At 40.7% G+C, this 22,811-nt stretch carries 17 protein-coding genes; 1 reads left to right on the forward strand and 16 read right to left on the reverse strand.

What is annotated here, in order from left to right; translation table 11 throughout:
* Positions 1-128: 128 nt before the first annotated feature.
* The 5 genes from AC04Q6_RS05565 to AC04Q6_RS05585 all read right to left on the reverse strand — a co-directional run bounded on the left by AC04Q6_RS05565 (position 129) and on the right by AC04Q6_RS05585 (position 8,058).
* Positions 129-2,447, reverse strand: coding sequence for a PfkB family carbohydrate kinase (locus tag AC04Q6_RS05565; RefSeq protein ID WP_118071784.1), 2,319 nt, complete (start codon positions 2,445-2,447; stop codon positions 129-131).
* Between the two features lie 4 nt (positions 2,448-2,451).
* A complete protein-coding gene (locus tag AC04Q6_RS05570; RefSeq protein ID WP_118071785.1) occupies positions 2,452-3,294 on the reverse strand; it encodes a carbohydrate ABC transporter permease in 843 nt (280 codons plus the stop codon).
* A gap of 2 nt (positions 3,295-3,296) precedes the next feature.
* Entirely contained in the window at positions 3,297-4,172 is an 876-nt protein-coding gene (locus AC04Q6_RS05575) for a carbohydrate ABC transporter permease (protein WP_118071786.1), read from the reverse strand.
* Between the two features lie 66 nt (positions 4,173-4,238).
* On the reverse strand, positions 4,239-5,579 hold the full coding sequence (locus tag AC04Q6_RS05580; RefSeq protein ID WP_118071787.1) for an ABC transporter substrate-binding protein: 1,341 nt from the start codon (positions 5,577-5,579) through the stop codon (positions 4,239-4,241).
* A gap of 13 nt (positions 5,580-5,592) precedes the next feature.
* Complete coding sequence (locus tag AC04Q6_RS05585; RefSeq protein ID WP_118071788.1) at positions 5,593-8,058, reverse strand: GH116 family glycosyl-hydrolase; 2,466 nt, start codon at positions 8,056-8,058, stop codon at positions 5,593-5,595.
* Between the two features lie 63 nt (positions 8,059-8,121).
* On the opposite strand from AC04Q6_RS05585, the gene AC04Q6_RS05590 reads away from it, so the two are divergent.
* A complete protein-coding gene (locus tag AC04Q6_RS05590) occupies positions 8,122-9,663 on the forward strand; it encodes an extracellular solute-binding protein (protein WP_144093697.1) in 1,542 nt (513 codons plus the stop codon).
* Between the two features lie 276 nt (positions 9,664-9,939).
* Here the strand turns inward: AC04Q6_RS05590 and AC04Q6_RS05595 are convergent, their stop codons facing one another.
* The 11 genes from AC04Q6_RS05595 to AC04Q6_RS05645 form a co-directional block, all read right to left on the reverse strand.
* Positions 9,940-10,818 carry a methylenetetrahydrofolate reductase gene (locus AC04Q6_RS05595; protein ID WP_118071790.1) on the reverse strand — a complete coding sequence of 293 codons (879 nt, stop codon included), beginning with the start codon at positions 10,816-10,818 and terminating at the stop codon, positions 9,940-9,942.
* Positions 10,819-10,859: 41 nt separating this feature from the next.
* Positions 10,860-11,480 carry a methylenetetrahydrofolate reductase C-terminal domain-containing protein gene (locus AC04Q6_RS05600; protein ID WP_021976351.1) on the reverse strand — a complete coding sequence of 207 codons (621 nt, stop codon included), beginning with the start codon at positions 11,478-11,480 and terminating at the stop codon, positions 10,860-10,862.
* 1 nt (position 11,481) lies between these two features.
* A complete protein-coding gene (gene rsxC / locus AC04Q6_RS05605) occupies positions 11,482-13,446 on the reverse strand; it encodes an electron transport complex subunit RsxC (protein ID WP_118168771.1) in 1,965 nt (654 codons plus the stop codon).
* A gap of 419 nt (positions 13,447-13,865) precedes the next feature.
* Positions 13,866-14,390, reverse strand: coding sequence for a hypothetical protein (locus AC04Q6_RS05610; protein ID WP_118752731.1), 525 nt, complete (start codon positions 14,388-14,390; stop codon positions 13,866-13,868).
* A 113-nt stretch (positions 14,391-14,503) separates the two neighbouring features.
* Positions 14,504-15,130: a response regulator gene (locus AC04Q6_RS05615; protein ID WP_476389579.1), complete on the reverse strand. Its 627-nt coding sequence runs from the start codon at positions 15,128-15,130 to the stop codon at positions 14,504-14,506.
* Positions 15,078-16,421 carry a sensor histidine kinase gene (locus tag AC04Q6_RS05620; protein ID WP_476389580.1) on the reverse strand — a complete coding sequence of 448 codons (1,344 nt, stop codon included), beginning with the start codon at positions 16,419-16,421 and terminating at the stop codon, positions 15,078-15,080. The genes AC04Q6_RS05615 and AC04Q6_RS05620 overlap by 53 nt, the downstream gene beginning before the upstream one ends.
* Positions 16,418-18,085 carry a histidine kinase N-terminal 7TM domain-containing protein gene (locus tag AC04Q6_RS05625; protein ID WP_216419231.1) on the reverse strand — a complete coding sequence of 556 codons (1,668 nt, stop codon included), beginning with the start codon at positions 18,083-18,085 and terminating at the stop codon, positions 16,418-16,420. The genes AC04Q6_RS05620 and AC04Q6_RS05625 overlap by 4 nt, the downstream gene beginning before the upstream one ends.
* Positions 18,086-18,230: 145 nt before the next feature.
* Positions 18,231-19,133, reverse strand: a complete 903-nt coding sequence (locus AC04Q6_RS05630; protein WP_476389581.1) for a DUF4428 domain-containing protein — start codon at positions 19,131-19,133, stop codon at positions 18,231-18,233.
* Between the two features lie 344 nt (positions 19,134-19,477).
* On the reverse strand, positions 19,478-20,413 hold the full coding sequence (locus tag AC04Q6_RS05635; RefSeq protein WP_476389582.1) for a hypothetical protein: 936 nt from the start codon (positions 20,411-20,413) through the stop codon (positions 19,478-19,480).
* 11 nt (positions 20,414-20,424) lie between these two features.
* Positions 20,425-21,516 (reverse strand): AAA family ATPase, encoded by a 1,092-nt coding sequence (locus AC04Q6_RS05640; RefSeq protein ID WP_118655925.1) that lies wholly within the window; start codon positions 21,514-21,516, stop codon positions 20,425-20,427.
* 12 nt (positions 21,517-21,528) lie between these two features.
* Entirely contained in the window at positions 21,529-22,788 is a 1,260-nt protein-coding gene (locus AC04Q6_RS05645) for a DUF262 domain-containing protein (RefSeq protein WP_118655923.1), read from the reverse strand.
* Between the last annotated feature and the right edge of the window lie 23 nt (positions 22,789-22,811).

Raw genomic sequence — 22,811 nt, forward strand, 5'->3', positions numbered from 1 at the left:
TCCTCCTGCCTTCAGCTGACTTTTTCATCAAAGCCAGGGGCTTTTGACCCCGACATCATTATATCAAAAAGGAGCAACTCCCGGTACTGCAGAGTTGCTCCTTCTTGCTGTCAATCGATCGGATTATGTTAGCTATTGATCCTCTTAATCACTTCTTCCATTACAGGCATCGCAGGTATTGCTCCTTCTCTCTCAACACATAGGGAAGCCATCGCATTTCCAAAGCGGACACATTCTATCATTTCCTGTAAAGAATATTCTTCTATACGCTTACCGGATTCACAAATCTTATATAAAAAGCCTCCCATAAAAGAATCTCCGGCACCGGTGGTATCCACAACTTTGCTGGAATAACCTGAAACATATGCTTCCTGCTGATCCTGCAGATATACAAACGATCCTTTTTCGCCTAAAGTAATGAGTACTATTTTTGCACCATACTCTGTTATGCTCTCTGCTGCTTTCCGAACATCCGTATAACCTGTTAAGAGCTCAATCTCTTCTTCTGATACTTTAACGATATCTGCATATTCTAAAATACTTCTCATCCATTTACAGGCTTCTTCCTGTGAATCCCACAAACTGGCTCTGTAATTCGGATCATAAGAAATAATTATTCCATTATTTTTCGCAGCTTTTAATGCAATAAACTCTGCATTTCTGGATAGTTCATCTGTTAACGACAAAGATCCTACATGAAAAATACGGCTTTGGCAGATTATATCTTTCCGTACTTCCTCAGCCTTCAGTCTGATATCTGCTCCGGGTTTTCTGGCAAACGCAAAATTTCGTTCTCCGTTATCTGCCAGTTTAACAAAAGCAAGTGTTGTAAAATAGTCAGCATCACTTATTAATCCTTCGGTTGATACACCGCATTTATCCAGTGTTTCCTTTAAGAAATCACCCAGGAAATCTTCTCCTACTTTTCCGATAAATGCTGTTTGGGCACCCAGCCGTTGTGCCGCGACCACAACATTAGCAGGTGCACCTCCCGGATTTTGTGTATAAGACAATGTTTGTCTTTCACTCTCTTTTTTCCCGGTAAAATCAATCAATATCTCTCCCAGAGAGGTAATATCATAATGCCGTTTTGCCCTATATTTTATATCTACGCCTATATTTCCTTGTGGGTATAATTTTCCTGTATAACGATACAGACCATGCTCCCACAATAATGTAAATGTATTTCCGTCTATGAGGATATCAATATCTGTTTCTTTTTCCATCATTTCACAGGAAACAGTTCGTATACCATATCTGGAAGCTGTGTCTGCCCGGTTATAATTCACGGTCATTTCTTTCTTTGAATAATCAAAGCATATTGTCACGGTATGTCTATCTGTATCATATAGATCAATGCACAATAACTCTCCATCTCCCGGCAGCTTTCCCTTCAATTCCACCATTACTGGCTGACTTTGCGGTGGTATGTTTTCACCGGTCCAATGTTTTTCCAATGTTCTGCGGAAGAGCTTCATCTCATCTTTCACTTTATCAGCCACTTTTGCACACAAACGCCTGTTATCATCTAAATACCATACTCGTGATACATCCAGTATTCCACGATACCCTTCCTTGGGACCGAAATCCCGGATCCAGGGCATCCACAACCAGCCTCCCAGCCAGGCAACAGACCGAATTTCCCCATTCAATACCGGATATGTCTGTGCTGCATAATAATGAGTTCCAAGATCCAAGGTTCCGCTTATCTTTTTATGGAATTCACATTTGTCAAAATCCACCTGTCCGGACAGATATAGCGTCGTTGCACTGTCTTTTTCATACATCGGCGAAGCTGTCAAAAACCAGACATCGTCAAGGCAGAAGGCATCCGGACATTCAAACATTCTGCCCTCACCAGGCTCTGCTTCGTACAAAATTCCGCTATACGTCCAATGATACAGATCGGTAGAAGAGAAAAGATAAATTCTTCCGCGGCTCTCTGGATGTTCAATTCTTCCGGTGGATCCTCCGCAGATCATTCTCCATTTTCCTTGCGCGAAAAACACCTTGGGATCTCGAAAATCTCTTCCTCCCTTTTCCGGGACTTCATTTATCAACGGGTTTTCTTCTATCTTTACGAAATGTCTCCCATCCTTTGACACCGCAAGATTTTGCGTCTCAAAAATACCGGTTTCATCTTCCGTTCTTCCTGTATAGAATAAAAATAGCTGATTATCCTGTACAACAACCGATCCGGAAAAGCATCCACCGTTTTTATCGTTATCATAGGGCATATCGGGGACCAGTGCCGGTTCCAATTCGTCCCAGTGTATCAGGTCCCGGCTTACCGCATGCCCCCAGTGCATACTGTCCCAGCTATCATGGTACGGATTATACTGATAAAATATATGATATTGTCCTTTAAAAAACACTAATCCATTAGGGTCATTGATCCAGCCTTTCTGTGGTGTAAAATGTAGGGATGGTCTTACGATTTCTCTCATTTTCTTATCCTTTCACTGCTCCTGCAGTCATACCACTTATAATATACTTCTGCAAAATGACATAAAATACTAATTCAGGAAGTATGATCATCAGACTCGCTGCAATGATCCCACTGTAATCCATGGAATATTGTCCTTTAAACATAGATGTCATTAACGACACGGTGTTTAAGACATTATTCTGAATAAAGGTTGATGCAAACGGGAACTCATTGTAAATATAAACTGCATTAAAAATAATGATCGTCACGAACGTGGGTTTCATAACCGGAATCACCACTTTGGTACATAGGTTAAATAGATTGCAGCCGTCGATAATTGCTGCTTCTTCCAATTCTCCGGGGATATCTCTCAAAAACCCGGTAAACAGTAAGGTATTGAACGAGATATTCACTGCAACATACGGTAAGATCAGTCCCAACCGTGTTCCAAGGATTCCCATCAGTGAATCAATCCGATATACCGGAAACAGCAGTACATAAATAGGGATGCCAATCCCGATCAGCAGGAAAAGATACAATGTTTCTGATGTCTTGTGGTTTCGAAAAACCATTCTGGAAATTGCGAACGAACTCATAAAAGTAAATAAAATACTGAAAAAAGTAGATACTACTACCAGTAAAATCGTGTTAAAATACATTCTGGAAAAATCAATAGTATCAATCGCACGCTGATAATTCTCAAATCTTATTGTCTGCGGCAAAGAAAGTGGGCTGTTGACAATCTCATTATTTGTCTTTAATGAAAGCAACATAGCCCACAGTATGGGCATGACCAAAAGAATAATCAATCCCAGCAGACATATGTAAAAAATGACTTTTTTTATCGATATTCTCTTGTTTCTCATATTTAACTCCTTTGCTTCCTCGTTGTGATCTTAATATAGGAAAACGAGCCCAGAATTGAAAGCAACAGAATTGCAACCGCAATTGCCATTCCATATCCATACCTTCTGGATGTAAATACTGTAAAATACATATATGAGGTAAGCAGCTCCGACTCATGAGCAGGTCCTCCGCCTGTCATCTGATATACCAGTTCATATATTTTAAATACGCCTGTTACCGCCAGAACAATATTAATAATAAAAGTCTCTTTCAGCATAGGAATTGTCACATAAAACAAGCGTTGTAACAAATTGGCTCCATCCATATCACAAGCTTCGTAAATATCTCCCGGTATTGCTTTGATTCCGGATAAAAAAATAGTTCCATGGAAACCCAGTACCTGCCATGTGAATACCATTGCCAACGACAATGGAGACCATTTAGTTCCACCGATCCATTCAATCGCAAGCATATCCAGTCCTATTTTACGCAATACACTATTTACCAGCCCATAATTAGGATTCAGGATATATCCCCAGATAATTCCTATGATAATAGGTGCTATGACGTAGGGAGCAAAAATCACCATTTTAAAAAATGCGTTTCCATGAAAATTCTTGTTCATCAATAATGCTGCCATAAAAGATCCAATGATCAGGAATATCACACTGAACAACAATACCAAAAATGTATTTTTCAATGCGATCAGAAATAGCTTATCATGGAACATAGCAATATAGTTTTTTATTCCCACAAAGGATGCTTTTCCAAGACCACTGTAGTCCGTAAAGCTATAATAAATTGCGATAAACACAGGAATAATAATAAATACTGCATAAATCATAAGAGTCGGAAGCAGCATAATGATTTTTGCTTTCTTTGTACTCAACCAATACATAGCTTTCTCCCTTTCCATTTTATAGAGAAGAACGGTATTACTTAATTTCATACCGTTCCTTTGATTTTATCTTTCAGCACTTTGTAAATTTTCTACATAATCAGCTGCTTCTTCCGGTGTGTAAACGCCGGTCATAACACCGAAGGTAGCATCAAAATATCCATATGCCACATTGGATGAAAGTGAATTAAACGGCTCCGTTACTGCTTTCCAATCATCATTTAATGCCGTGATCATCGTGGAAAGTACAGGATGCTGGCTCTCATCAATCTGTCCATTATATGTAGAGCACGGTAATGTCGCAGTATCCTCAGCAATGATCCTGGTTCCCTCTTCGCCGTAATAGAACTGCCAGAACTGCATAATTGCATCTAACAACGCAGGATCTTCTGCTGCCTTTGAAGATACTACATAAACACCGCCGGATGCCTTGATTCCGATCTGCTGCTCATACTGGCTGTCGGAAAAGGTAGGTCCCCAGAAGAATCCGATTTTAGAAGCCATATCACTTTTCTCAAATTCACCGATATCCCATGCTCCGGAATTGAACATTGCTGCATTTCCACCCAGGAACTGCTCTTTTGCTTCAAAATATCCCATATTGGAAATGTCCTTTGTGAAAGTTCCCTTTTCACGCATTTCTTCTACTTTTTCAAAATAGTGAATAAAATCTTCGTTATTCCAGGAAATGCTTCCGTCCCTCAGGCCGTCAAGCTTTTCAAAGAATCCATATCTTGCCAGCATTGTCTCAAATGCCCAGATACTGTAATTATCCTGCGCCCCCACGGTCAGCGGTGTGATTCCGGCTGCATTGAGCTTATCTACCACATCCAGGAACTCTTCATAGGTAACAGGCGCTTTTTCGATTCCTGCCTGCTGGAAGAGATCTTTGTTATAATAAAATCCTACCATCATAACTTCACTGGGCATTCCCATATCTTTGCCATCAACGGTACATGCATGCACCAGTCCGGGAAGAAGGCTGTCATTGATACCATACTGATCCAATGCATCCGTCAGATCATATAAATACCCATTCTGTGCAAACTCCTTTGCGGTTGCCTGCTCCAGCCAAAATACATCCGGAAGCTTATTTTCTCCTGCCAGTAAAGTCATCTGTGTCTTATGCTCGGACACTTCTTTGCCCGTAATATCAATTTTAATCCCCGGATGGCTTTCTTCAAAGGCGGTGATAATCTTCTGCAGATGCGGCTCCTGTGCCTGAATATCAGCAACATGCTCTGCAAACTCGATCGTAATCTGTCCGGACTCATCTGCGGTCGTAGAGCTTTCCATCGTCTCTGCACCGCCTTCAGTCCCTTCTGCATTTCCGCATCCTGCCATTGTAAACAGCGTAGCGGCCGCACAAGTCAGTGCCATCATTTTCCTCCAAATACTTTTCATCATAATTGTACCCCCCTTATTCTTGTAGATGAATATCATCTAACGTCCCATATAGGATGTCAATATGTTTGCACATTTTCCCATTCTCTTCCTTCTGACTGTAGATACCCCATGCTTTTCCACAAATGAAGAAGCTGGACATTTCACCTTCTATTGCAGGATGGAATGACAAGGTTCCGCGATACATATCACTTTGCAGTCCCAATAATGCATTCAGCACTCCCCAGCTTGCCATTGCCCTGCAATAATGATGACCGGACTCGATCTCGCTGAACGGATTCCTCTTGTATCCGTCATAACGATCCCGAATTGACTTTACCACCGTCAGACCCTCTTCTACACAACCTGAATAAATCAGATTAACGGCTACTTCATACTCTACTCCTGTCCACACCTCTCCGGCATAGGATAACGGGAATTTAGGCCTGCCGCCTTTCGGCCAGGTAGCTACTACCATTCCATGCTCTTCATTGATTGCATATGCTCTGTGCACACTGTCCGTATGATAAAAATCCGTTTTGTAATTATACTTGAATACGGATTCCATCGCAGATTTTACATGCTCTTTCGGTAAAATTTCCCCGATTCCGGCCATATATGCCAGAAACTGTCCGAGAAGCTGATCTGACAGGCAGCCTTTTCCGAATTGATATTTATATTTATCAATCTCCTTCTGTACCTGAATATAATATTCCCCGTCAAACATCAGTTCATCGGCTCTTGCAGCTCCTTTTGCGTAAGCATCTGCGTATAACTGATGATGTTCTTCATCCCCTACGATCTCAGCCATTTCTTCACAGCATTTCAGTGCTGCCAGGAAGATACTGTCCGTCATAGGATTCGGCCCGTAGAATTCAATATCATAGGTTGTATTCTGCTGACCATCCAGTACATCGTCTCCATCCAGATCCCATTGTTTCAGGGCATATTCCATTGCCAACACTACTTTGGGCCAAATGGTCTTTAAAAATTCCACATCCCCGAGATTCTTGAAATCCCGGTAGACACGAACAACACTTCCAAGTTCTCCATCACAGGCCGGAACCATTGCATACCGTTCCTGATCAAATACGGAAAACATTCGTGTAGACATACATCCTGTCTCATCTGTTTCTCTCAAAAATTCTACATTACGCATTGTTTTTTCAAGATCCGGGAACAGAAATGCAACCGTCTGTGCATAATTCCATACATGAGGCACACTACCGTAACCGCAGCCTATATAGTCTCGTATCCCTTCAAATCCGGCAAAGGTTCCATCTTCCAGCCGGAAACATAAATTACTTCGAAGATTCGTAATGTTTGCAGTCAGAGCATCCACCACATAATAAGGTAATGTAGTCTTATGGAACATAGCATCGGCAAATTTTCTGCTGTCGGATTCCAGTCGTTCCTTATTATGGTATACATATTTTGCTACATCCCATGCATCTGTAAATTTTGTTGCATAGTAATTTCTCACTGTTCCGTATTCACCGCGCTGGAATTTCTCGTAGTCCTCATCAAATTCAATCCATGCCTTTACTCTGTTAGGAAAATACCATGTAATGACAAATTCAAAAGTTCTTTCTTCTCCTGGCTGAAGTTCTTCCCAGGCTCCGATGGATCCGATCTTTTCTCTTCTTTTCAGGAAACTGAAATTATGAAATTGTGCAAATTCACACCCCACACTGTCAGATACGGTCTCTTTTTCCAATCGTCCATCACTGGTAAAGTCATCCCAGAAATCCTGTATTCCATCCACCCATTCGCCGTCAAACCATTGTGTTTTATAGGTTACTTTGGATCCACTGGTCAGAATCGCCATGTTTCCATACCGTAGATGATCCTCTTTCAAATGTTCGGGTGAATAATACAATCCCTTCACATCATCAAATTCCCGATATTCATTTTTTACGCTGTCGGCCAGCTTCAGGTTCTCAATAACATCATATCCTTCAAAACCAGATGCATTGGGAAGTGTGCCTACCAGGCTTACTTTGGTCGGACAGTCTGCAATATTTTTCACCGTGTATCGGATAATTGCACAGGGAATACTGGAATCATCTGTATTTAAAGGAATAAACGGTGTATATGCTTCCATTGACACTTTTACGGGCAATTCGGAATCTTTGAAATTCACTCTTGCAAAAGGATATTCACAAATCAGTTCCGAATCTTCCATTCTTGGCAGATTTACTAATTCAGCCTGAAGGTATCCGTGCGAGCTGGTATATGGCGGAACCATTCTCGATTCCAGAATTTTCGATATAGGTCTTTCCAGTTCTTTGTTTTCCGTACGGATTGCAAAAAAGGAAAGGGGAAATTTCGTATTTTTCGAAGGCCAGTTAAAGATTTCCCAGTCAAGGAACTTTCCTCTTGAATTTACAGAGAAATTACCTGTTCCGATTCCGCCCAGCAAAAAACGGACTTCCGTTGCATCCCGCTTAAAGACCCGCGGTGTTCTGTCAAACAATATCTCTTTTGAAAATGTTTTTTTCATCTTCTCCTCCTTTTGGTTGTTCGGTTGTTCGACTAACCAGTTTTATTTTTTAACTCTCCGCTTTTGCAGAGAGTTTTTTTATTTGTTCTTGTTTGTTCGAATAACTTATGCTATGATATTAGCATAGCAAAAATATATTGTCAATCACTTTTTCAAAATGCGAGGGATTTTATGAACACCAGAACACCAAAATACATGCTTATAAAAAATGAATTTGTCCAGAAAATCGAAAGCGGATATTATCGTCCCGGCGATCTCATCCCTTCCGACAATGAATTAATGCGTACTTTAAATGTAAGTAAAAGCACTGTTACACAAGCCCTGAAATGTCTGGAATCTGAAGGATATATTATACGTCAGCAAGGAAAAGGCACTTTTGTAACAGACCGCTCCAAAGATAAAATAAACCTATCAATTTATTTATGTCCTATGGAAGATAATGAGAAACATTTTTGGGTCTCTCTGATCGAACAATTTAATCTGACCTCTTCCGAATTTTCCGTAACACCGACTTTTCTCACCAACGATAAGGTTCCTCTGCGTGACTCGCTATTGCAGAGCTTTACTAGTGGAAATGCCCCGGATATTCTGTCTCTGGACGGTCCTGATGTCCCCTATTGGGCATATATGAATTCTCTGCTGCCGTTTGATGGATATATGGATTCGTCTTTCCTATCCTCTTTTCTGTCTCCCATTGTGACACAGGGAACCTATCAGGGAAAGCTATATCATCTGGGTTATACGGAATCCACTTTATGTATTCTGTATAACAAGGAGTTGTTCCATTCCCTTGGTATCCGCATTCCGACTTCTGCGGAAGATGCCTGGAGCTGGGATGAGTTTCTGAATGTCTGCCATACAATACAGGCCAAAACCTCTTTTCCCTATCCTTTGCTTATGGACTCCGGACGTGGTCTTTCTCCAAAATCCGGAGAATGGAACAGCTATGCAGGATTGCCATTTATCGTGCAAAACAATGGCAGTTTTTTTAACGATACGCTGACGGCAACCTCTGGATATATTAACTCTCCAGCCTCCGTCGCTGCCATGAATTGGCTGGGCGAATTATTTCATAAATATCATTATACCCATGTGGAAAATCTCAGTGCTCATTTCCCTGAACACTTTGCCATGAGTCTTTCCCTGCCCAGTGCTTATTTTCAATCGCGGAAAAGAAATAGCAATATCGGCATAATTCCTCTTCCCCATGGTATAAAAGCAGCTTCGCCCCATGGAAGCTGGGGATTATGCATGTCCAGACAGACACAATATCCCAAAGAATGTTGTGAATTTATCCGTTATGTTTTCAGTCTGCAGAACCAGTTGAAGATCAGTCAGTTAACGGGTATTCCCGTTTTAAAAGAGATTTATGACGTAATGGACAGCTTTCAGGCCGGTTCCGGCAACAGCAATATTTTATTTTCCCAATTACGGAATACCTCTTTTACCAGACCGCAGACCCCCGCATATCCTTTCTTCAGTAAGCAGTTTTCCTATGCGTTTTATAATGTTGCCATGGGTGCTGATGCACAAAAGGAAATGGACCACCTGGCGCAGCAGGTAGACGATCATCTTTACCGGCATAATTATTATCAACAAAGCTAATAATTTAGGCTAAGGATAAATAAATTCATTTACCCTTAGCCTATTTCTCATCATATTTTACTTTTTTCTTATAATCATAGATCTTAATATCCGCACAGATTTCCAAAGGGATAATCTTTTCCATCCCGGTACCTCCCGTTCACTTCCCAATAATAAAATTATATCGTTTATTTCTGTTTAAAACAATACTATTTTCATAGTAAGCAAAAAACGAGCCATCCTCCACAAACGCAGATTCCTGCATTCATGGTTCAGACGGCCCGTGTAATTTTAATTTTAGATTTCAGCTAATTTCAGCAGATCCGGAATCTTGGACTCCCAGCCAAGTGCCATGATATGAACACCCTGGCAGTATGGCTTGCACTCTTTGATAATACGTGCAGCGATCTCAACACCGGTAATTCCAGCTTTTGTCTTTTCTTTGTCTGCCTTCAGCTCCTCGATCATCTCATCCGGAACATGAATGCCGGCAACATTGTTATTCATGAATTTCGCCATTCCAGCGGACTTCGGAATAATAATTCCAACCTGTACAGGTTTTCCGAACTGTTTTGCTTTTTCCATAAATTTGATAAATTTCTCCGGCTCGAATACAGCCTGTGTCTGGAAATAGTCAGCGCCTGCTGCAACCTTTCTCTCCATCTTCGCAAGCTGTGCATCAACAGAATCACTGCATGGAGAAACAACAGCACCCTTGGAGAATTTCGGAGGCTCTCCAACAAGCTGGTTTCCACCAAGATCTACGCCAGACTCCAGAAGCTTCACTGTGTGAAGAAGAGATACGGAATCAAGGTCGAATACCGGTTTTGCCTGAGGATGATCGCCCATTTTAGTATGATCACCGGTAAGACAGAGAATATTGTCAATACCAAACATAGCTGCGCTGAGAAGATCAGACTCCAGAGCGATACGGTTTCTGTCACGGCATGCAAGCTGGAAAATGGGATTCATGCCTGCATCTTTAAGAACCTTACACATTGCAAGAGATCCAAGACGCATAACAGAAGACTGGTTATCTGTTACGTTAACTGCATGAACACCTGTAAGGTATGTTTTGGCTTCTTCTACCAGCTCATCTACATGGATTCCTTTCGGCGGTCCTACTTCTGCTGAAACTGCAAATTCACCACGATCGAATAATTCTTTCATTTTCATATTATATTTGCTCCAATCATTAAAAATTTAGGATTAACCTGTTATTTCACTTCATCATCTGTAGCAAAATTGTGGATCTGTGTCGGGCATTTCAGTGCGTCAAGGCGTCCGATCTCTTTCAGACGTCTGTAGATGCGTTCCCATCCACACTCCATGTCACTGTCCACTTCGCATTTACCATTCTTGGAACCGCCGCACTGGCCGTTGACAAGACTCTTGGAGCATGCTGTGATCGGGCAGATCCCGCCAGTAAGGTTCAGATAACACTCACCACACTGGTCACATTTATATTCTAACGGTGTTACACCCTGGAAACCAGGTACCGGGTATGTATCGCAGGCTGCGCATACCATTTTGTCTTCCAGATATTCTGCGATGGTCTGTACACCAACGCCACAGGAGAATACCAAGACCAGATCCGCTTCCCTGATCTTATCCATATGTTTCTGAAGACGTAACTGCATATTTTCCGGATTACAGATATAATCCGTTGTCATGATCCCTGTCACATTTCCTTCAGCGGAAAGCTCCTTCTGAAGTTCAACAGCTTCTTTTTCCGGAAAACGAACTTCCTTGCATCCATGGCAGTTGATGATAAAAACTTTCTTTCCGGCTGCCAGTGATACGATAGTTTCTTTTGCTTTTAACTGGGTAATCAACATATCACTTCATCCCCCTTACTGCATTTTTTCCGGCTTTGATACTGTTAATGATCGGAATCTTGGAAGAACAGATATACTGACAGCATCTGCACTCAACACAGTCCATGACATTCATGTCTTTCATGCCCTGCCAGTTCTCTTCTTTCGCATATTTAACGAAATACAGAGGAGAAAGTTCCATCGGACATACATCCACGCAGCGTCCGCACTTGATACATGGCTGCTCTTTGGTCTCGTCTGTATCAATGGCGATGATACCGTTGGAGCCCTTCATCATAGGTACATCCAGAGTGTTCAGAGGGAATCCCATCATAGGTCCGCCCATCTTGACCAGAACATCGTCATCTGTAAATCCGCCGCAGTAATCGATTAGCTCTTTTACGCTGGTACCGATCTTGATGATAAAGTTGCCAGGATTCTTGATCTTCTCGCCTGTTATTGTTGTAACACGCTCGATCAGAGGCATACCCTTCTGGATTGCATCGGAGATTGCTTTTACGGTACTGATATTATCTACGATAACGCCAACATCTGCCGGGAGACCGCCACTTGGAACTTTTCTGCCCATAACGCGCTTGATGAGAGTCTTCTCAGCGCCCTGCGGGTATTTGGTTCTTGCGACAAATACTTCCATGTTTCCGATATTGGCAACTTTTTCCTGCATTAATTCGATGGCATCCTGCTTGTTATCCTCAATGACAATGATACCCTTCTCGGCACCTGTTGTCTTCAGGATCGCTTTCAGACCAAAAATAATGTCATCTGCAAACTCAAGGAGAACCTTGTGGTCTGCTGTTAAATATGGCTCACATTCGCATCCATTGAGTAGAATGGTATCAACTGGTTTGGCTGGTTTCAGTTTGACACAGGTCGGGAAGCCTGCACCACCCATACCAACGATTCCTGCTTCTTTTACAATCTCAATGATCTCATCCGGAGTCAGATTATCAAGGTCACCATGTGGCTGTACGGATTCGTGCAGAGTATTTTTTCCATCCGATTCAATGACAACAGCCATGACTTCACTGCCTCTTGTGCCATGCATACGTGGCTCAACGGCAACTACGGTTCCGCTTACGCTGGAGTGTACCGGTGCGCTGATAAATCCGGCAGCTTCGCCGATCTTCTGTCCGACTTTTACAGTGTCGCCTACCTCTACGATCGGGTTGGCAGGTGCACCAAGATGCTGGGACATGGAGATCACTACAGTCTTCGGATCCGGGAATTTCTTCAGTGCGATATGCTCGCTGAATTCCTTGTGCTCTGACGGATGAACGCCGCCATAGTATCCGTTCAGTCTGTCTTCTCTGATAGACTTCACGTAATCGTTGATCACCTTGAAGTTAACCTTGGAGTAATCACGTACCTGTACCGGCTGGTTCAGGAACTCTTCCAGACGGCCCTGTTTTGCCAGTCTCTGGTAGATCTTTTCCCATGCACAGTCTTTATTCGGGTCTACTTCACATTTACCGTTCTTTGCTCCGCCGCACTGTCCATTCACAAGACTCTTGGAACAGTCGACGATAGGACAGACGCCTCCGGTAATGTTCAGATAGCACTGTGCACATGCATCACAGCTCTTTTTGGTAAGTGCCATGCCGTGATGGCCTCTGTAGTTAAGGGTATTACTTGCTGCGATCACCGGCTTACCGGCCAGATCTGCAACAGTCTGGATACCAAGACCACAGGAGATCACAACTACATTCTCTGTACCTTCCGGAAGCAGATCCTGTAATTTTCTTTCTGTGTGCATCTTGTTACACAGAAAATCGAATTTCGCACTGCCTGTGACGGTTTTTCCCTGCTCCGCAGCAAATTTCAGGAATTCTTCGCAATCCGGTTCGTCAACGGTCTCAAATTCCTTGAAACACTTGTTACAGGCGATTACAAACAGATTGTCCCTGCCGTTCAGCACTGATGCAAGCTCATCACTGCTTTTCAGCTTGTACTTAGTATAGTTTTCCAATTGCTCACCTTCCTTATAAAGATTATATCCTTATGATTATCTGCTCTTATCCGTTCCCTCCTTCTCTGCACTCCCAGGAAAGAAACAATAAAACCAAATAAATAAGTTCTATGTTATTTGTTCAGCCCCTCCGGAAATCCCGACCACAAAAAGGCCGCAGTATTTCCTCTGACTGCTATAATAAATGTAACATAATTTGAACATATTATCCAGTTTTATTAGCCATTTTTATAAAATTATTCTATGATTTCATCCCAATCGTCTATGGGTGTACGGATATTTGTACAACTTCTGTTATGCCGTATGCGTTAGTTATATGCAACTTATATAATTTTGTTTATAAAATATCCTTTTTATGCATTGAGCATATTGCACAAGGATTTTATCTTTAACAGGGCAGATCCGAAAGGTGTCTTTTGTCATGGGGTAAGACGCTGTCCGCAATATTCACAGGTGCTCAGACGACCTTTTATTACCTGATTCTTTGCACCGCAGCTGGGGCAGGTAACTGTAATATAGATCTTCTCATTTACGCGTCTGTTCGGTGCAGTGATCATAATATAATTTCCTTCTCTGTCTATCTGGATATTCCGGATATATCCCCCGGCAATAAATTTTTCCAGCTTTTTCACTGCACCTTTTCCCAGTTCCTGCTCAAGCTTTTCAAATGAGACGGTATTCTGAGCATAGGATTCAAACCAGCAGGCGATTTCTCCGGCTTTTTTCTTCTTTAATGTTTTTTGTATCTCCCGGAAGGTCGGATACAGAAACAGCAATCCAAGTATGATCTCTGTTGCTGCCATTCCCCAGCGCCCTTCACGGATATACTTCTCCGATGCGCCAATAGCTCCCAGGGAAAAAAGTATAAAAAAGCCACAAAGAACCCATTTCAGTTTCCCCAGTATTCCTGTTTTTTTATTTTTTTCTGTCAAAAAATCACTCATGTCTGTTTCCTCTTTCTTCTATTATTCAAAATTTTATGATGTATTTATGAATGCTCCGTCAGCTCACGCCAAATTTCCTCTGTCTGAATATGTTTCTGCATTCTGTGGATCTTCTATTTCAGTGTGGTTACGATCAGTTTACTTTCCAGTGCAGCTGCTATCAGATCCTCTTTACAGCTGTATCCCGCCTTGGCGATCATTTCCTGAAAATTCCATCTCACCCCAGAAGCAGAACAGTCCATTTTCCTTGCGATCTCGGAATATGACATCCCGTGAATATACAGGCGCAGCATCTCCAGCTGTCTGGGACTGATATCACCGCTTGTGATCCAGTTAAGTTCCACCTCCGGTGCCACATCCGGAAATACATGCTCCCCATTTAACGTTCTGTAGATCACACTCCGTATTTCCTCTTCACCGTGATCCTTATACCATAGACTGTCTGCACATCCGCTCTTTGCTCTTTCCAGCACCTTGGGATCGATCAGCGAAGTAACAACCAATACCCTTATATATGGATATTTTTCCCTGATGATCTTTCCGGCACTCAGCCCATCATGATTATGAAATGTCTGCACATCCATAAGTACAAGATCAATTGCCGAGTAAGAGCAGATCTTTACAGCTTCACAGGCATCCGAAACTGTCTGGACATGTCGGAATTCCGGTTCCCGCATAATAATACTTTCAAAATACTTCTGCATGATCCTCTGATCTTCTACTATCAGTATCCGTACCATAGACTCCCATCCTTTCTGTCAGTGGCATTTTCAACACCAGACAAAACTCCGGCGAAAAAGAAACCTGCATAATACATTTCTCTGACTCCGCAGCTTTTCTCAGTGCAGACAGACCACCACCTTCTTCTGCATTTTTTTCAGGTGCATCTCCATCATTCGTTATCCGGATGCTGTATTCATTTGCACCTTTTTCTATCTTCACCAGAACCGTACTTCCATGGGCATGTCTGGCACAATTTGTCACACATTCACGGATCGCTCTGTCTGTCAGCAGCCTGTAGGAGGGATGCTGAGGGAAATTCCCGCTGATCTGAACATAAATTCCAAGTTCTTCTGCATGCCTGATCGTATCCGCGCATAATTCTTCCATATTCTCAACAGAAGAATCTGTAAGAATATAGACCAGATGCTTTAGTGCAGATAGCTGTTCATCCATTTTATCCTGATTTTCTTTTCTTTCCAATATCCTGCGTATTGACAGAAGGCTTCGGCCAAAATTGTCATGAACCTGCATTTTCATGACAAGTGTCTCCTGCTCTCTTATTTTATCTCCGATTTTTTCATACATTTCCTCCAGCTTATGATTCAGGATTTCCAGCTTTTCATTATTTGCTCTGATTTTTTCACCATTGTAATAAATTTCTGATACATTAACTGCCACTGTCTGCAGATATCCTGCACAATCCGGCTCCTGCAGACGATATTCCTGAAACATCCAGACGGAATCATCCGGAAAATAAAATACATTACTGTCACTATTTAATCTGCGAAGTCCCTCTGCTTCGGATCCTCCATTTATTACTTTCCGCAATGCTTCATAATCCTGCAGATAGGAGCCTGTCATTATCCTGCTCAGTTCATGCATCTTGGTGTTGCATAAAACAATCCTTCCAAGAGGATCCGAAAAACACACCCCACAGGGAACATCATCAACAGCTTCATTCACAGACCAGTAAGACAGAGAATGATGATATCTACGTCTCTCTCTCCAGATTGCCCAGCAAAGATAAAGCAACAATACCACCATCGCTGCCATCAAAACACTGACCGGACACCCCCGGAGCATTGGCTGATATGCGCTTTCCCCATGACAATATCTGTGATCATTCATCAGGAACCCCATAAGCATAAAAGAAACTGCAAAAACAGTCACTGCTGTTATAATTTTCTTTTTCCCGTAAAAACAGGTTATCCTGATCAACAGAAGAATCAATTCCAGAATCAGGCAGATTTCAAGAAGGATCATCAAAAAATCCTGCATTGCCATACTGCATTCCGCAAAATCAGTCATCTTCCGCCTCTCTTTCTGAATACGATGCATCCGATAAACCATTCGTTTTCATCTTCCTGCTGCACATTTAATTCCGGTCTTTCTGACATTAATCCCCGAAGATCTGCTTCTGCTACAATATGAACCGAAATCCGCAGAGCATCATCGATCTGCGACACACGGTAAAAAACAGACTGCATTGTATCAAACAATCGTTCCACAAGCCATTCAAAGGTATCATAGCATTTTAGTATATCATCTGCATTCAGCTGCACTTCACCATTTTCTACATAATAAGCTGCCCGGATCTTACATAATTTTAAGCTGTCACAGGATTCCGCAAGACTCTGTCTGAGATCCTCCATTGTAAGCAGATTTCCGTCTGATGCATATTGTGTCAATACCAGATTTTTTCTTCTCTTTAAATATGTACCAACAACCACGATCTTTCCCAGGATCCGGTCATAGTGTTCCCTTGACTCCGTTCTTTCCAGCTCATCCATCAGCTGTGACAGCAATTCCAGCTGCCCAGCTGTCTGATTCTGTATCATGTTCAGCAGCCGGTTCTGTTCTTCTGTTTTTCTCCGCTCAGCCTCTTTCTGATAGGTTTTCTGCAGCAGACGATTTCTGGCAGTCAGCTCCTCCTGCTGTTCCCTGATATCCTGATACTGATCCAGAAGCACCGAAATATCTTCTGACCAGAACAAATGTCCTCCTCTTATAGGAATATGGTTGATCCGGATTCCCTGTTCCTGTACAGCTGATCTGTTTATTACAATTTTACGCAGTTCCGGTGACAGCTCCGGAAAATCACCGGAATGATAATATCGCTGAAAGGAATCATCCGTAATCTCTGCATCCAGTCCTCCGGAGGTCTGGAATAATTCAAAATATCGATTATTTGTCTGTATCAGGCCGCATAATATACACCCCTGATAAATTGCCGCCATCAAAAGGCAGCATACTGCTGTCATATCCCCGGCAATTGTTTTGATCAGGGGCAGACGGAGTAAATTCCCGATATTCCATCCCAGCAGCAATATTCCCGGAATGACAGGCAGCCAAAATTGCTTCCTTCCCGGAATCCTGCTTTTTCTGATCAGCATAATTTCCATCCATATCAGGCAAAATATGATCCATCCCTGGATCACTATAAAAAGAATACCATAGCTGTAATCTCTGTCCGAAAACGGAGGCCGCCCGGAAAACCGAAACACCAGCTGATGCAGGTCATTTGTAAAAACACAGACGATCATAATCACCGCAAAAACCAGCAAAACAATAATTTTTCTGCCCGTTTTCTCGCCGTCCTTTTCACCAAGAAACATCGCTGCTGCCAGTCCAAGGACCGGTATCAGGATCATCGGGATATAATACAGATACCAGCAGATATGTTCTCCAAGCGGATCATGAAGAATATGAAATTTTACCGTCCGCACAAAGAACCAGAATACCATCAGACAGCCAATTGCAGTCAGGCATCTGCGCGTTTTTCTATGCACTACATGCTTTTCCAGATAGATCACCCAGGCACAATACATTCCCAGATAAATACAGTTACGACACTGATCTGCCAGATTTCTCATAAAAACATTTTCCGGTCTTACCAGCCTGCAGAAATACGCCAGCAATACACTTATCAGGATTCCTCCATACGACAGTGCCCTTTTTTTATTGTATGTCATGAAAATTCCTCTCTCATTAATACATCCCTGTGACAAGTATACTATAAAACTCTATTTTATTATATAGTTTTCAGAGAAATCATCCATTCTCAACCCTGTTGTCACAAACAGAGTGAACAATTCTGTCCACTCTGTCTATCATCCCTCAAAATGGTCTTGGCTGGCCACAGTATTCGCAGAACCTTCCGGTATTCTCTGCACCGCACTGACATTTCCACAAACCGCCGGGCTGCTGCATTCCCGACTGCTGCATTCCGTTGTTCATATTCATTCCCGACTGCTGCATTCCACTATTCATGTTCATTCCGGACTGCTGCATTCCGTTGTTCATGTTCATTCCGGACTGCTGCATTCCACTGTTCATGTTCATTCCGGACTGCTGCATTCCATCGTTCATGTACATCCCGGACTGCTGCATTCCGTTATTCATCTGCATTCCGGGCTGCTGCATTCCAGCCGCATTTGGTGTCAAAGCGGCTATGATCTGATGACCTGTCTGCTCCACTTCCATCAATTCGCCTCTGTTATCGCTGCTTATGGAAAAAGTATTCAGACGAAAATCCATATCATCAAACCATGGAGTTTTTACTTTAATACGCATAGTATAATCAAATTCATACTTATATACCGGTGGCTGATAGCTTACGGTTTCTCCATCCTTTGTTGTATATGTTTCCTCGTTCTGCTGTCGCTCTACATCAACTCTGCACTGCACAACAGCGGATAAAGGAACTATGTCCGGATTTTCATTGACATCCAGCTTCCGTGCAACAGTAAAATTCCCCTTATTATCATCAATAAAAACATTATAATTTCTGGTATTGATCTGACGGGTTATACAAAAATCCATTACGGCTTTTTTGTTTTTTTCACGATATTCCAGTTGACGTTTGATATCCTCTACCGTACTGTGCCGCCGGTCTTCAAACCATGGTGATAATTTTTTTGCACAATCCTTACACAGATTTCCGTCATCCAGTTTTCTGTTTCCCAATAAACCTATTTTCTCTCCGCAGATATCACAGATCTTCTTATCAAATAAACCCATACCCAATCCTCCTTCTTTTTATATTTGTGTTTTTGTTTATCTACATTATGCGTGAATGCTTCGCCATTTGCACTAGCATCTCTGACAGTAACTGAATTCATCTTCATATCAATGTCAGGATCATAAGGCTCGTATCTAAAAATCCTGTCTGTTTCTATATGTTCAGGATATGCCGTATGGGATACTCTCTGCCAGACACAACCGTCCCGAGGATGTCAAGTCATTGCTACAAAAAATATGCGGCTTTTTTGCCACGAAAATGGCTTAAAACCGCATATTTCTGTATAGAGGACGTTATATAATTGTCACAAAATAGGTGGGGAGGATGTAACATAATTGCTACATTAAATGGTCGAAAATTTGGAGGTTGGCAAATGCTTTCCTATATATCCAACAATCCCCACTCTATGTTCCGGGTCTGGTAAAAAATGTATTCTGCTTGGATAATTTCCCGGAAAACTTATATGCCAATAAAAATATTCTTCTTTTCCATATGGTGTTACAAATTTTCTATACTCATTTAATTCTTTATCTTTCTTCACCGACTCGGATTCTGTCCTGCATCCAAAACCAACTTCATTTTTATCAAACACTCCTTCATATGTTGCGAAATAATCCTCTAAAATCTGAATTCTTTTCATGATAGTTTGAATTTGTATTGAAACACGAGCTTCTTCTAATTGCCTTTTCACCTCTTTGCAAAAAATTAAATGTGGATATAATTGTTCTCTTTTTTCCCATAGCTCAGCTCCTGAAGAAATAATTAATGACTGTCGTTCCCTTTCATTTGTAATCAATTGATCTACATGATCCAAAATCCCACAATTTCTTACTTTGACTGCTTCATCTTCTTCGTCATTAATGGATACATATTTTCCCTCCATCCATTCCTTTTCCCATAATTCAGATGATAACAAACTAACTATGTAGCTATCCCATTCATATGCCATTAAAGCACCCTTAGCAGAAATAGAACCTTCATTTTCTAGTTCTACAATCAGTTCACTCTCAAGGAAATCTCCTGTTTCTATTCTATGTCCTCTCTGAATCAGAGATCTAAAAAACTGCTTATCTTTTTGAGGCACATTTCGATCTTTCAACCAATCATGTATCGTATATTCATTAGCAATTTCTTCTGTCATTAATTCATCCGTATAATAGAAGTCATTGTCCTTATTCCTATGTTTCAATTCTTGACACACTTTTAAAAAGCCCGAAAATTGCTCAGTTAATGGTAATTTTGCAACCTGTTGTTTCAAAGAAATCTCATTAAATACCATTTATATTCCTCTTAAAATAATTCATCAATTGCTTTATCCCACTCATCAAAAAATCCCTCCGGCCAATTCGATAAACTGCCATCTTCTAAAATCTCCGGAGATGTTTTTTCATGTTTTTGAATTCCTTCTTCTGATAAATATTCATAAAAATAGTTTATTTTTACCTTATCAGATGATATTTTTTTATTGCGAACACTTAATCGAATTCCATTTAAAACATGATCGCTATGTGTTTCCATAAAAATTTGGACACCATTAGCAGCAGCTAAAGCAACTAATTCACCAATTTTTCTCTGACCACGTGGATGTAAATGTGCTTCTGGATTCTCAAGCACAAGTATGTCTCCCTCCCTTGCACTTAATAATGCAACAATAATAGGTAACGAATATGAAACTCCAAATCCCATGTTTAATGCATTTGTAGACTCTTCTCCTAAACTGTTACTTGTCGAATATCTCACTCCCATTAAATTCACATCTAAATAAGGAATTACATTTACCTTTATGTTTGGCGAGATTTCTGATAACCACGCATTTATCTGCAATTCAAGTCGTTCACTTGTTTCCGAACTATGCTTCATATTTGGATAAACTTTTACATCACTCCCTTTCTCATACAAGCATACTGCGGTTTTTTCACCTTTCACTCCAATTTCCGAATGCAAAGAGTTTTCATTTTCTATCGTGTCATAATAACGGCGAGGTCCTAATCTTTCTGCCGATATATACTCAAATTTTTTTGTAAGAAATGAATCTCTTTCAGATAAAGGTCCCTGACTTTCTGAAATCAAATTTCCAACTTTATCATACTGACACATCCATTTATGATCATTTTCCTCTACTTCTATAGAAAGCACATCATCTTTTCTAAACCAATACATAATATCAGTCTGAGTACCCAGTTCGACATATGATCCATTAAGAATTAAACGCTGATTTTCCAAACAATTATTTTTTTCATATGTTTGCCGCAATAATAATAATGCCTGAATCAATGTCGATTTTCCCATGCCATTAATACCTGTAAATAAATTCAATTCCCGACATGTAACATCAATTTTTTCAAAACATTTAAAGTTTTTTAATGAAATTTTTTCAATCATTCTAATTCCTCTTTAAATAAATTTATGGATTAATTCATCAACTGCTCTGATACGTGCGTATAATGCTTTTTTATCTGGAACTTTTAATAAATATAAATACTCTTGAGAGGCACATAACTGCATATATTCTTTTTGCACTTTTTCTTTTTTCTTTTCTAATAGTCCTACTGCCTCTGGTGTCAGTGTTTTAAATACATAACACCATGACTCAAAGATCACCTTATTAATTGGTCTTCGCCTTCCATCCTCACATATTTTTCTAAAACTGTTATTTCCCATTACTGCAAACATAGCCTTCATAACAAAGGTAAACTCATTCTTAATTTCTCTAATATACATTTCGTCAGCATGATTAAGAAATTTCATTCCTTCATTTAAGAACTCATCTATATTTCCATTATATAATTGTAAATCCAAATAACAAAATGAAACATATCTAAGGACAAATTCTCTGTCCAACATTCTTTCGCTTTTTATGCTTCCTGCGGTTGCCTTAATAAAACACTCTAATTTGGAACACTCTTGTAAAAATTTTGTTGCTTGACCTTGAAATAAAGCATTTCTTATTTCCTGCGGTTCAAGTGTCAACCCTCCTGTGTTAATTCTCTTAAAAATATTAAATTTCACATTTTCTGGTGTAGATGGATTAACTAGATAAACATTGATGACCGTTTCATCTATTCTCCTTTGAAACATTCTTGGTAATTTATCATAATTACAACCATTCAATTCCGGGAAAAATTCTAATTCTTGTAACTTTAAGCTTTTATCTACAACAAATTCTTTTAAAGTTGATACTCGCTGTAAACCATCAATAATTAACCACTCATCCTCATCAGTAGCATCAAAATAAAATGCCGGCAAAGGAATTCGCAAAAAAATCGACTCCAGCAATTGGCTTTTTTGTCTTTTACTCCACAATCCAGCTTTTCTTTGAAACGATGTATCAAATTCAATTTCTTCATTTTGTATTCTCTTTATTAATGCATCCAACGTCATAGGTTTCATGGTAATGCTTATTTTAGAAGGATCAAAAGGTCTAATCCGTTCACCTTCACATGAATATGCCGTAATATCTGGTTCAACATCCCCTTCTATCATTGTAATTCCTCTATTTTCAAAATATTTCATTACTTCTGCAAAATTTATTTTTTCCGAATCTATTATCATATATACTAGATTCAGATTAATATTATTCCCTTGTTCTTCAGCTATTTTTACTAACTTTTCTAATTCTTCAATATCCTTTTTTTTAAGTGTAGTATCTTCCATTTACTCGCCCTCATTCAACCATC

Source organism: Blautia sp. HA9023 (genome assembly GCF_056504095.1).